This is a genomic window from Psychroserpens luteolus, from assembly GCF_021032705.1.
Taxonomy (GTDB): Bacteria; Bacteroidota; Bacteroidia; order Flavobacteriales; family Flavobacteriaceae; genus Psychroserpens; species Psychroserpens luteolus.
Genome location: NZ_JAHVXI010000003.1, coordinates 185,450 through 199,312 on the forward strand (window position 1 = coordinate 185,450; position 13,863 = coordinate 199,312).

The 13,863-nt window shown below is 33.7% G+C and carries 10 protein-coding genes; 8 read left to right on the forward strand and 2 right to left on the reverse strand.

The features are described 5' to 3' along the window. Position 1: 1 nt before the first annotated feature. The 3 genes from KWG70_RS09675 to KWG70_RS09685 are packed head-to-tail and all read left to right on the forward strand — an operon-like array spanning position 2 to position 2,452. Positions 2-904, forward strand: coding sequence for an ATP-grasp domain-containing protein (locus KWG70_RS09675; RefSeq protein WP_230935815.1), 903 nt, complete (start codon positions 2-4; stop codon positions 902-904). Positions 905-931: 27 nt separating this feature from the next. Beyond that, the gene (locus KWG70_RS09680) at positions 932-2,029 is read left to right on the forward strand and encodes a hypothetical protein (protein ID WP_230935816.1); all 1,098 of its coding nucleotides are present in this window, start codon (positions 932-934) and stop codon (positions 2,027-2,029) included. 48 nt (positions 2,030-2,077) lie between these two features. Next, complete coding sequence (locus KWG70_RS09685) at positions 2,078-2,452, forward strand: hypothetical protein (RefSeq protein ID WP_230935817.1); 375 nt, start codon at positions 2,078-2,080, stop codon at positions 2,450-2,452. Between the two features lie 3 nt (positions 2,453-2,455). On the opposite strand, the gene KWG70_RS09690 is transcribed toward KWG70_RS09685, so the two are convergent. Continuing rightward, the gene (locus KWG70_RS09690; protein WP_230935818.1) at positions 2,456-2,983 is read right to left on the reverse strand and encodes a hypothetical protein; all 528 of its coding nucleotides are present in this window, start codon (positions 2,981-2,983) and stop codon (positions 2,456-2,458) included. A 119-nt stretch (positions 2,984-3,102) separates the two neighbouring features. On the opposite strand from KWG70_RS09690, the gene KWG70_RS09695 reads away from it, so the two are divergent. Beyond that, entirely contained in the window at positions 3,103-4,524 is a 1,422-nt protein-coding gene (locus tag KWG70_RS09695; RefSeq protein WP_230935819.1) for an alpha/beta fold hydrolase, read from the forward strand. Positions 4,525-4,527: 3 nt separating this feature from the next. On the opposite strand, the gene KWG70_RS09700 is transcribed toward KWG70_RS09695, so the two are convergent. Continuing rightward, complete coding sequence (locus KWG70_RS09700) at positions 4,528-5,883, reverse strand: hypothetical protein (protein ID WP_230935820.1); 1,356 nt, start codon at positions 5,881-5,883, stop codon at positions 4,528-4,530. A 182-nt stretch (positions 5,884-6,065) separates the two neighbouring features. On the opposite strand from KWG70_RS09700, the gene uvrA reads away from it, so the two are divergent. From uvrA to KWG70_RS09720, 4 genes are read left to right on the forward strand one after another with little or no spacing between them, the layout of a single operon-like run. Continuing rightward, positions 6,066-8,897, forward strand: coding sequence for an excinuclease ABC subunit UvrA (uvrA, locus tag KWG70_RS09705; protein ID WP_230935821.1), 2,832 nt, complete (start codon positions 6,066-6,068; stop codon positions 8,895-8,897). Positions 8,898-8,934: 37 nt separating this feature from the next. Further along, on the forward strand, positions 8,935-9,624 hold the full coding sequence (locus KWG70_RS09710) for an LOG family protein (protein WP_230935822.1): 690 nt from the start codon (positions 8,935-8,937) through the stop codon (positions 9,622-9,624). 34 nt (positions 9,625-9,658) lie between these two features. After that, positions 9,659-10,927 (forward strand): T9SS type A sorting domain-containing protein, encoded by a 1,269-nt coding sequence (locus KWG70_RS09715; RefSeq protein WP_230935823.1) that lies wholly within the window; start codon positions 9,659-9,661, stop codon positions 10,925-10,927. Beyond that, positions 10,924-13,761, forward strand: coding sequence for a gluzincin family metallopeptidase (locus KWG70_RS09720; protein ID WP_230935824.1), 2,838 nt, complete (start codon positions 10,924-10,926; stop codon positions 13,759-13,761). The genes KWG70_RS09715 and KWG70_RS09720 overlap by 4 nt, the downstream gene beginning before the upstream one ends. Positions 13,762-13,863 lie beyond the last annotated feature (102 nt).

The window sequence follows — 13,863 nt, forward strand, 5'->3', positions numbered from 1 at the left end:
TTTGAAGACAATTTTTGATGTGGTTATACTCACTGATAGCCGCTACCTCAACGATTCAAAAACTGATGACTATAAACACAATGTCTACTATGAAGATCGCTTGGTTTATCACGCTTTGGAAGAAGTAGGATTGAAAACTTTGCGTCTCGCTTGGGATGATATGTTTTTTGATTGGTCTACAACCAAATCAGTGTTGTTTCGTACAACATGGGATTATTTTGATCGCTTCGATGAGTTTTCAAAATGGCTAGAAATCGTCTCCCAACAAACAACACTATTAAACTCTGAAGCGATCATCCGTTGGAATATTGATAAGCATTACCTTTTAGATTTACAAAGTAATGGTGTTCATATTGCCGAAAGCCATTTCATTGAAAAAGGTGCTCAAGTAACACTAATGCAGCTTCATGATATTCTCAATTGGAAAGAAACAGTACTCAAACCCTGTGTATCTGGTGCTGCCAGACATACGTATAAATTAAACCTTGATAATTTAAATGAGCATGAGGCTATTTTTCAAGAATTGATTGCTAATGAAGCAATGATGTTGCAACCTTTTCAATATAATATTGTTAGCAAAGGTGAGATTTCTATGATGGTTTTCAATGGTATGTTTACTCATGCCATTCTGAAAAAGGCAAAAGCTGGTGATTTTAGAGTTCAGGATGATTTTGGCGGAAGTATTGAAAATTATAAACCTACAGATGAAGAAATTGCTTTTGCTGAGGCATCAGTAAAAGCCTGTGCCGAATTACCTATCTATGCCAGAGTTGATATTTTTGAGGACAATGAAGGCAATATTGCACTTTCAGAATTGGAACTTATTGAACCAGAATTGTGGTTTAGACATTATAAACCTGCAGCCCTTATGTTGGCAAAAGGCATAAAAGAAAGATTAAGCTAATTACCTACATTTGTAAAAAAATATAAAGTGCCAAAACCAAAAAAAATCCTCAAGATCATTGGAGGTGTGATCATCTTTTTTACACTGCCTTCGCTCCTATTCTTTGCTTTTATGTATTTTAAATACAATGAAGACCTACCTACTGGTGAGCAAAGCCTAGCAGCAGATAAATTAGCGGTACGAATGCTTAATGCACTTAATCATGATGCATATAAAGCAACCGATTATATTGAATTTACGTTTAAAAAGCGCCATCATTTTAAATGGAATAAAGCTGAAAACACTTGTGAGGTCTACTGGAAAAACATTAGAGTTAACCTCGATCTTACCAATCATGATAATTCTGAGGTTTATGTTTCTGAAGAACTCTATACAGGTGAGAAAGTTCATGATTATATTCATAAGGCTGAAGATCTTTTTAATAATGACACGTTTTGGTTGGTAGCGCCATACAAAGTGTTCGATGAAGGTGTCGAACGCCGACTGGTAAAAACGGAAGATGGCAAAGATGCCCTTTTAGTGACCTATACGAATGGTGGTTCTACTCCTGGAGATTCTTATTTATGGCATTTTGATGATAATGGAAAACCAACAAGCTATCAAATGTGGGTAGATATTTTACCTATTGACGGACTGGAAGCTTCATGGAGCGATTGGACCACAACTGAAACTGGAATGCAGTTACCTACATTTCATAAGTTATTGGTTTTAGGATTGGAAATTGAAGGAATTAAAACCGAACAATTAGAACTAAAGGATGGAGACATCACCAATATGGATGTTGTATTTATGAAAACTGGAATATCCAGTCCTATTTCAATTCAAGATATGCAATTAAGATATATGTATGCCGAACATGATGAAAATGTGTTTCAAAAGACAATTAAAAATAGATACTTTTTAAATACCTTCAAAAAGAAGTTTTCTGAGTTAAAATCAACTAAAGAAGATGGACGTTTTATGGACGCAAGGTTTTCAATTTTGATAAACTATAAATCAAAACCAACAGATACGCTTGCTCTTGGTGAACATGGCACTATAGCTTTAAATGATGTTAAGCATGAATTTTCTGAAGAATTAGTTAATATGGTTAAAGACGAGTTATTGTATTATATAAAGTATTAAAATCATTGCCTTTTCAAACTAAGATAATAACCAAAAAATAAAGAGTTTATGAAAGAGATATTTGACCTCACATATAAACTCTTAATGTTTCTATCAAGAATCACAGGCTTTAGCTATAAAGAGATCAATATCATCATCTGGTTTATTATTATCCCATTATCATGGGCTTTCCTTATAGACAAAATTAGAGGCAAACACTTTTTTAAGATAGGCTTTATACTAATCACAATGCTAGCATTACTATTCATAAAAGATTTTTCAGAATTCTCTAATACTCTATTCGATGCTTCTGCTGAGTTTTTAAGAGGCTTTGATAGTATTGGAAGTAATTATACAACCTCGTCAGTAGTGCTCTGTGTATTAGTTCCTTTAGTTATATATATACTTCTAATTAAGAAAGCTTATTTTAGAAAAACTACATAACATCTATTTACTCCGCTGCCCAACAAATTGCTGAGATTTCAGTTTAAACAATACATTAAACGTTGTTAGACTTCCGTAGCTACGTGTGATATATTGTTGCAGATCTATCTTTTCTTGTTCATCTAAATTCTTACTAGAATTAATTTTTTGTTCCATCACACGCAAGCGATCTCTAACCATCGTAATCTTATGAAAGAACTGATTAATCGGTAATTCCTTTCCTTGTAAACTCGTGTCGCCTGGCTCCATAACCAATTTTCCGCCTTTCCATTTATCTGCAATTGGTATCACTTCGGAAACATCACTCCAACGCTTTAAAATATGAACAAGGCTACTTTCTACTTCAGCAAAACTTACCGTATCTACATCATCTTCACAAGCCTCAATCACTTCAAAATCGCTATCAATATCTATAGTTTCTAATCCTTTATCAATAAAGGTTACCCAATAATGCTTTGAAGTTACGTTAGTCACAACGCCTTTTCCAAATTCGCCGTGGTTAATTCTGGAACCTATTCCTAATAATTGCATATGTCGTCTATTGTTTTGATGTTAATTTTTGCATAACAATGATACTAATAAAGCTTAAGATTTACTAATTTTATAACATCACCAACTCAAAAACTAAAAGTTTTTTAATCCTAACAACCATGCAACTCAAACATTTATTTTTTACACTATTTGGCTTTATTGCACTTAACTGTCAGTCTCAAGAAGAACAACATGTATGTCCTTTTGAAAAACAAATCACTATAACACATGATCGTTGTGGTTACGTTGATGTACCTAACAATTGGGACGCCAAAAAGGATGGTACAACAAAAATTGCATATATCGTCATTGCATCAAAATCTGAAAACCGTAAAGATGATCCTCTCGTTTTTATTCAAGGTGGTCCAGGAGGTAGTGTATTGCCTTATGCTAATGTGTTTAGTGGACTGGCGCTTGATCCAGATCGTGATTTTATCATGTATGATCAAAGAGGTATCGGATTTTCAAATGAGATCTGCCCAAATTTAAGTGCTTCATTTCTAGAAGTCATGACTGCAGACCTGTCTTTAGACAACGAAGATGAAACGCTTTTAAGCATTAGTTCTGAGTGTATGAAATCCTTAAGCAATTCAAACTTTAATACAGCATTTGGTACAACGCAAAGCGCTAAAGATCTAGAAGCTTTACGACAGCATTTGGGCTATAAGCAACTTAATTTATTTGGTGGTTCTTATGGTACGCGTTTGGGTTTAAAATACATGGAATTATATCCTAATAGTATCAGAGCATCAATTCTCTCTGGCCTATTTCCTTTGGAAATAAGACTCTATGAAAATATTTACACCAATTTGAACCGTTCACTAGAAAAGCTATTTGACACTTGTGAAAATGATGACAATTGCTCAAGTAAATACCCAAATTTAAAGGAGAATTTTGAAACCATTTGCAAGCAATTAGATCGTAAAGGGCAATCGTTTATGATTGATGGAGACGAGCTTGTTATAAATAAGCAAGACTTTCTATTATTGATTCAACAACTATTATACGATAGACAAACTATAGCTAAAGTACCTTCATTTATAATGGCTTTTAAAACAAACGATTCACAGTCTGTGATTCAGTCTATTCAAGCATTTGCATCACGTTTAGGTGTGATAAATGTTGCAGCATATTGGTCTGTAAACGTTAAAGACGAAGGCGCGTTTAAAAATAAAAGATTCATAGCTAAGGATGAAAAAAAACATCCGAGTTTGGCTAAAGGTATAAGTTTATTTGCTTCAGATCCTGAGGTTATAAAGCTATGGCCTTCTGAAAACAATTCAAATACTAAAATGAGTGTTGTCGTTTCTGATATTCCAACACTATTAGTAAGTGGTGCATGGGATCCTATCACACCACCTTCAAATGCAGAAAAAGCAGCAAAGTCATTAAAAAACTCAAGTCATGTGATTTTCCCAACAGATGGTCATTGTCCCATGAATTCTTGTTTCTTTCAAATGGCCATCAGTTTTTTAAATAATCCAATGGCACACGTCGATGATTCTTGTACAAAATCATCAAGTCCGATTGTGTTTAATTAACTATCAATTAGCAATACAGCCTTGCATTTGGAACATTCCTGTAACTTTTAAACCTTTAGTTAAGGTTTCAAATCGCATGTTCTCTGATGTCACGTAGATATCTATTGTAAAGAAATCTTTCACCTCTTCATTGGTAATCAATCTTACAGTCATGATATAGCCTTTTAAACTATCATCATCTAATAAACTCGTTTCTCTGAAATCTTCCACTTCTCCTATAAAATCAAAGCAGCCAAAATTTGGAACGTCCTTACTAGGAAAATATGCAGTAAACTCATCACTATACGAAACCTCACTAGACTCATCTTTGGTATGAATGTCTAATACAAATGCAATTCCGCTAACGTGTATATTCAACTTTTTCTCAGTGAGATAGCGTTGTCTGTTCTTTGCATAGTCGGTTGCATAATACCAAATACCAAAGGTATTTTTGGCTTTACCCGAAACAATGGCTTCTAAGTTATCAACATTTTCCCATTCTTGAATGTCACGATGTTCAACATCAACCACATAGTTGGTTTTAACAACTGGCAATAAAGTCATTGGTTCTCCTCGCTGTAAAACACCTTTGAAATCAACATCTTTAAATTCTATGCTAGACGTAACAATACCTTTATCTAGATCACCTTCAGCTTTTGTCATAGCCATTGCAAAATAGTCTTTAAGAATTTGACTTCCATCTTTGTTATTAAACCTGTTAAACCCAAAAATCCCACTCCATGTATTATTTAAACCATGAGTGTTCGATTTGGTTATAGTGAGTCCAATATCATTTGTACATGTTGGAATTTCCATTGTTGCTCTATCCTGAAAATAATCCTTGTGTTCTAATTGCGTTTTGAAAACTGTATTATTCTCTTCATTGGTGTAACCAGTTAATCCATGATAATTAATACCCTCTTCATCAAAAGTATATGGCATAGCGATATGTCCTTTCTCTAAATTACTGAAATTATAAGCAATTGAAATAGCTTTAAATGCATCATCCTCAAGCGCCACTTTATGACTTTTATTAGAATCATTAAATTCTGAATGATATAATATCGCATAAGATTTAATCTCGTTAACTGCAAGCTCTTTTTCAAAACGTGCTTCCATAAGTTCCACAACAGTATCAGAATTTAATGAATAAGCACCACTTTCATCAAAAACATATAAGAAGCCAATAATATCGCCATTTGGTTTTTCATAAGCAGAAATAGGCGCATAATTACCTTGCTGTTGCATTCCTGTATAACACATTAGATAAGCATAGTAAGGTTGTAATGCTTTGAAAAGTTCATTTTCTGAAGTTTCCAACGACTGTTCCTTTGGTGCATTCTTATTAGTTTTCTTGTTAAAAAAATCGAATAATCCCATAGTTGTTTTTAATGAAAATTTTGGAAAACAAGGTAAGGAAAACGAATAAGCTTTAACGACAAACATGATGGAAATTAGAGCAAACTTTTAACATAACCCTAAATGAATCAAGCTTACATTTTAAGCTTAAAATCAGTACCTTTGCAACTTTGCTATTTAATCACATAATTTCAATACCATATATGAGCACATTTGACGACGCTATTGAGGTAAAAGGTGCCAGAGTGCATAACCTTAAAAACATTGATGTTACTATTCCACGAGAGCAATTGGTAGTGATTACTGGTTTGTCTGGAAGCGGTAAATCATCATTAGCGTTTGATACCATTTATGCAGAAGGACAACGTCGTTATATTGAAACCTTTTCTGCTTATGCACGTCAGTTTCTTGGTGGATTAGAACGTCCAGATGTAGACAAAATTGACGGACTCTCTCCTGTGATTGCCATAGAGCAAAAAACAACAAGTAAATCACCTCGATCTACCGTTGGTACCATTACAGAGATTTACGATTTCTTGCGTTTACTTTATGCACGCGCTAGTGATGCTTACAGTTATAATTCTGGTGAAAAAATGGTGAGTTATAGTGATGAGCAAATTAAAGAACTCATTAAAGAAAGCTACAAAGGAAAGCGCATCAATGTGCTATCACCTATTGTGCGCTCTCGTAAAGGCCATTATCGTGAGCTATTTGAGCAAATTGCGAAGCAAGGATTTGTAAAAGTAAGAACAGATGGTGAGGTTCGTGACCTTGAAAAAGGCATGAAGCTAGATCGTTATAAAACGCATGATATTGAAATTGTTATTGATCGCTTAAAAATTGATGACTCAGACGATAACGATAAACGTCTCTCAGAAACCATTAACACAGCCATGTATCATGGCGATGATGTGCTTATGGTACTCGATCATGACACAGAAGAAACACGTTATTTTAGTAGAAATTTGATGTGTCCATCTTCTGGGATTTCATATCCAAACCCAGAACCAAATAATTTCTCATTTAACTCACCAAAAGGTGCTTGTCCTACATGTAATGGCATTGGTACGCTGTATCAAGTGAACGAAAATAAAATAGTTCCTGATGATACGATTTCTATAAAAACGGGAGCATTAGTGCCTCATGGACCACAAAAGAATAGTTGGATTTTCAAACAGTTTGAAACCATTGCTCAGCGCTTCAATTTTAGTTTAGCAGACCCTTTCAAAGACATTCCAGAAGAAGCTAAACAAATGATTATGTATGGTGGTAATGATAAATTTTCTGTGGAAAGTAAAACACTTGGTGTTACTCGCGAATACAAAATAGATTTTGAAGGTGTTGCAAACTTTATTGAAAGTCAGTACAAAAATGCCGAAACCACATCCTTAAAACGATGGGCAAAAGATTATATGGACAAAGTGAAATGTCCAACGTGTGAAGGGTCTCGCTTAAGAAAAGAATCGTTATACTTTAAGGTTAATGGTTTAAATATTGCTGAGCTTGCACATAAAGATATTGTTGATCTTGCGGAATGGTTCGATGCTATCAATGAAAATCTTAGTGAGAAGCAATTTAAAATTGCCGAAGAAATTATAAAAGAGATCAAAGCCCGATTACAATTTTTATTAGATGTTGGACTCAACTACTTATCTCTCAATCGCAGTTCAAAATCATTGTCTGGTGGCGAGGCACAACGTATTAGGTTGGCTACTCAAATTGGATCACAATTGGTTGGTGTGCTCTATATTTTAGACGAACCAAGTATTGGATTACACCAACGTGACAATGAGAAACTAATCAACTCTCTAGTTTCACTTAGAGATATTGGAAACTCAGTTATTGTAGTAGAGCACGATAAAGATATGATTGAGCGTGCCGATTATGTGATCGATATAGGACCTAAAGCGGGTAAATATGGTGGTGAAATCATAAGCATTGGAAATCCGGAAGAACTTCTAACCCATGATACACTAACAGCAGATTACCTAAATGGCAAGAAAGAGATTCCTGTTCCGAAGAAGCGCCGAAAAGGAAATGGTAAAAAAATAGAGCTTAAAGGTTGTACAGGTAATAACTTAAAGAACGTTTCGGTCGAATTCCCTTTAGGAAAAATGATAGGTGTTACTGGTGTTTCAGGAAGTGGAAAATCAACACTTATCAATGAAACACTATATCCAATTATGAATGCTTATTACTTTAATGGTGTGAAGAAACCAATGCCATATAAGAGCATTAAAGGGTTAGAGCATTGTGATAAAGTCATTGACATCAATCAATCTCCTATTGGTAGAACACCGCGAAGCAATCCTGCAACCTATACTGGAACATTTAGTGAAATAAGAAGTTTGTTTGCTAAAATACCTGAAGCCATGATACGTGGTTACAAACCAGGACGTTTCAGTTTTAATGTCAAAGGAGGACGCTGTGAAACTTGTCAAGGAGGAGGATTACGAGTGATAGAAATGAATTTTCTTCCAGATGTTTATGTCGAATGTGAAACTTGCCAGGGCAAGCGTTTTAATAGAGAGACCTTAGAAATTCGTTACAAGGGTAAATCGATAAGTGATGTTTTGGATATGACCATTTCAGAAGCTGTAGACTTTTTTGAACATATTCCTAAGATTTATAAAAAACTTAAAACTATAAAAGATGTTGGCTTAGGTTACATTACTCTTGGGCAACAAAGTACAACACTTTCTGGTGGTGAAGCGCAACGTATTAAACTTGCAACCGAATTGAGCAAACGCGATACTGGAAACACGTTTTATATTCTTGACGAACCCACTACAGGTTTACATTTTGAGGATATTAGAGTCTTAATGTTAGTATTAAACGAATTAGTAGATAAAGGTAATACTGTTCTAATTATTGAACATAATCTTGACGTTATCAAAATGGCAGACTATATTATTGATATTGGATATGAAGGCGGTCAAGGTGGTGGAAACGTAGTAGCTAAAGGCTCTCCCGAAGATATCATAAAAGATAAAAAGAGTTACACTGCAAAGTTTCTTAAAAAAGAACTAAATTAGCAGGTTGACATAAATTTAAAATAAAGACAAAACATATATGAGAAAAGAACAACATCACAAAGGTTGGAATGAGATAAAAACAAACGACTCTTGGGCAATTTTTAAAATCATGGGCGAATTCGTAAATGGATACGAAAAGCTAAGTAAAATTGGACCATGTGTCTCTATTTTTGGTTCGGCAAGAACAAAGCCTGATCATAAGTATTATAAACTAGCTGAAGAAGTTGCTACTAAAATAGTAGAGCATGGATATGGTGTGATTACTGGTGGTGGACCAGGTATTATGGAAGCTGGTAACAAAGGAGCTCATATTGCTGGAGGAACATCGGTTGGACTTAATATCGAATTACCGTTTGAGCAACATGACAATCCTTATATTGATAACGATAAAAGTTTAGATTTTGATTATTTCTTCGTAAGAAAGGTCATGTTTGTGAAATACTCGCAAGGTTTTGTTGTGATGCCAGGAGGTTTTGGAACACTTGATGAGCTTTTTGAAGCAATTACATTAATCCAAACCAATAAGATAGAAAAATTCCCAATTATCCTTGTTGGAACTGAATTCTGGGATGGTTTAATGGATTGGATTAAACAAACTCTACTTGACGCTCACAGTAATATTAGTGCTAAAGATTTAGATTTAATTCACGTTGTAGATACAGGTGAGGAAGTGATTACTATACTTGATAAATTCTATAAAGAATATGGATTAAGTCCGAATTTCTAAGCAAACAATAATAACAAATTTCAAGATTGCCGCTATGATTAAGAAATTATGTCTTACAGTTTTTGCGTGCGCATTAACGTTTCAATCCCTTTCTGCGCAAGAAAACTTTAAACTTATGTTTTATAACTTACTTAATTTTCCATTAGAAGATGCAGTTCCTAATCGTCTACAATACCTTGAATTGGTATTGGATGATTATAGACCTGATTTATTTATGGTGTGTGAATTAAATAATGTTAATGGAGCAAATACCATTTTAAGTTCTCTCCAATTCATAAATCCAGACTACCAAGGTGCAACATTTGAGCTTAACACCTCTGACGATAGTGGAAGCAATCAAAATGATCTACAGCAACTCCTATATTATGATAGTTCTAAATTTATTTTAGAAAGTCAAAACATTGTAACAACCATTTTTAGAGATTTTAATCACTACAGACTAAGACTTAACTCTGTAAATCAAAATACGAATCCAGTTATATTAGATGTGATTGTTTGCCATTTAAAAGCCTCACAGGGTACTACCAACCAAAATTTACGTTTGCAAATGGTTAATGATTTAACTACTTATCTTGATACATTTCCTGTGAATAGTAATATTGTCTTAGCAGGAGATTTTAATGTTTACACAAGTTCTGAACCTGCATTTCAAGAGCTTATAGATACAGCCAACAACAATGTTATCAAATTTGAGGATCCTGCAGATCGTATTGGAAGCTGGCATACCAATTCAAATTTTATAGATGTGATGACCCAGTCTACACGTACTCAAACAGGGCTTGGTGGTAGTACTGGAGGTTTTGATGATCGTTTTGACTTTATAATGACATCAGCATTTATGAATTCAAATCCCGAATTGACATTTGTTCTAGATAGCTATGATGTCTACGGAAATAACGAGAATTTTCAGTGTTTTAACCAAGAAATTAATTCGTCAGACTGTGCTGGAGCCGACTTTTCCTTTGCCATTAGAGACGCATTATACAATTTTAGCGACCATCTTCCCGTTACATTAGAACTCCAAACCAATCAATCATTAAGTGTTGATGAAATCTTGGTTGAAGATGCAATCACTATTATTGGCACAAACGTTGTTGATGAAACTCTAAAACTTAAAGTGAAGCCTAGTTTAGAAAACAATATATCCCTTTCGATATATAATAGTCTAGGACAACTTGTAAAAACTGTTAACGCTAAAAATTCGTTAATAACAGTAGATGCTACCTCATTTGCAAATGGTATCTATTATATTACGAGCTCTAAATTTCAGTTTGAACCCTTAAAATTTGTAGTTGCGCATTGAAACTAAATTATGTCTTACTTATTAATCTCTTTTTATGGAGTGCATTAGTTTTTGGTCAAAATAGTATTGACCTAAGTGCTTCTGTAGATGTGTATACTAAGACTATAAAGATTAATCAACGTATCGTTTATCAAAATGAAAGTAATGATACCTTAACCACAATTTATCTAAGTAACTGGAATAATGCCTACTCTACAAAAAAGACACCTTTAGCCAAACGTTTTACTGAAGAGTTTAACGATAAATTCCATTTTGCTAAAAGCGAACAGCGTGGTTTTACTTTGATTACCAAGATGTATGACGAGGCGAATAATGAACTTGAGCATTCTGCCTTAAAAGAGCATCCAGATATCATAAAAGTAGATCTTAAAAAACCATTGCTCCCTAACGAATCTTATGATATTACGCTAAGCTATAACCTTGTGCTTCCAGACGATAGCTTTACGGGTTACGGCATCACTCCTGAAAAAGATTTCGACCTCAAATATTGGTACATTACGCCTTCTGTTTATAACGGAAAGTGGCAATACTATAGCAATAAAAACTTAGATGATTTGTACATACCGGAAGCCGATTTAACTTTTCAAATTGAATTTCCTCTCAATTACCAATTGATATCAGAGCTTAATACTATTGATATCAAACAAACAAAGGAGAATCAAACATTTTATTTACACGGAAAAAATCGTGTGAATACCCATTTGATACTGACTAAGTTTTCAAATTTCAAATTTGTACAAACCGATAATTTTACCATTTTTTCCGATCTTTCAAATGAAGGTGTGACCGCTGAAGAAAAAGCTATAATTACTGATAAGATTACACGTTTTATTACTGAACACTTAGGAGAATATCCTCACGAGCGATTATTAATTACCAAGAATGATTATAAGAAAGATCCATTATATGGTTTAAATCAATTGCCGAATTTCATAAGACCTTTTCCTGATAATTTTCAATATGAATTAAAACTTTTAAAGACCGCGTTAAACAATTATTTAGAAAACACCTTATTGATTAATCCTAGAAAAGACTATTGGTTGAGAGATGGTATTCAAATCTATTTCTTAATGAAATATGTTGAGATCTATTATCCAGACACAAAACTACTGGGTACATTAGCTAATGTTTGGGGTGTGCGTTCATTTCATGCAGCAGATTTAGGCTACAACGATCAGTTTACTTTATTTTTCATGCAAATGGCGCGTACAAATCGTGATCAGCCATTAACTATGTCTAAAGATTCTCTATTGAAATTTAATGCCAATATTGCAGGAAAATACAAGGCTGGTATTGGTTTACGATATCTTGACGATTTCATAAATGAAGATATTATGGAAAATAGTATCTCAGAATATCTTAAAACGAATCAGTTAAAGATCACTAGTTCTGATCGTTTCGAAAATCTTATAAAATCAAAAACATCGAAAGACATTAACTGGTTTTTTAAAGATTATGTTGATTCGAGAACTAAAATTGATTTTAAGATAAAAGAAATCGAACAAACCGAAGATTCAGTAACTATTACAATTAAGAATAAGCGAAAAAACAACATGCCTGTTTCGCTATTTTCATTAAGTAATGACTCTATCACATCAAAGTCGTGGATTGAAAATGTAAGTGGTTTAAAGACCTTTACTATTCCTAAAGACAGTACAGATAAATTTGTACTTAACTACGATAATACGATACCAGAATTTAACTTAAGAGATAATTATAGATCGCTAAATGGCTTCTTTTTGAATAACAAACCATTTCAATTTAGGCTCATTAAAGATGTAGAAGACCCAAATTACAATCAAGTGTTTATAATGCCTCAGGTGGAGTTTAGAAATATTTACGATGGCTTGACCTTAGGTGCTAAGTTTTACAACAAAACTGTTCTAAGAAAAAAGCTGAATTATAAAATCTCACCAGTATATGCTACAAAATCTAGATCCATAACAGGAAGTAGTAATATTTTTTACACGCATTTTATTGAAGATACAGACCTCTTCAACATCACTTATGGTCTCTTTGCCAAATACAATTCATTTGCCGAAGATTCCTTTGTAACTATTCTAACACCAAGTTTATCATTGTTCTTCAGAGATAAGGACGATTATAGATCTGATAAGTCCAAGTTTTTAAACCTACGTTATCTCAGTATCTCAAGGGAAGTAGGTGAAAATGCAATTATTGATGATTTACTTGAGCCAGATTACAGTGTGTTTAACATTAGGTATATTAGCTCAAATCCAGGGTTGGTTAACTTCAACAAGTGGTATTATGATGTTCAATTTGCAAAGAAATTTGGAAAAATTTCTTTGAACTACGAATATCGTAAACTTTCTGAATCAAATAGGCAGTTCAACTTGCGCTTGTTCGCTGGAACCTTTTTATATAACAGAACCGAAGCAGATTCAGACTATTTCAGTTTTGCTCTAGATAGACCAACAGATTATCTTTTCGATTACAATTATTTGGGACGTTCAGAATCGTCAGGAATTTTTAGTCAGCAAATCATCATTGCTGAAGGTGGTTTTAAATCAAAACTAGAAACACCCTTTGCAAACCAATGGATGACCACAGCTAATGTAAGTACCACCATTTGGAAATATATCGAAGCTTATGGTGATATTGGTTTAGTTAAAAATAAAGGCCTTAATCCTGCATTTGTTTATGACTCTGGACTTAAATTAGACCTGGTTACCGATTATTTTGAGTTGTACTTTCCAATATATTCCAATTTAGGTTGGGAAATCGGACAGCCAAATTATGACCAAAAAATAAGAATAAAATTCACCGTAGACCCTCAAGCTTTACTGGGTCTTTTCCGAAGAAAATGGTATTAACATATTCTTAATCAAAATGTCTTTTTTTTGACTTTTTTGATAATTTCTCTAAAAAAACCTTATTTTTTTGATGAATTCTTAATAATATAACAATATTCAACG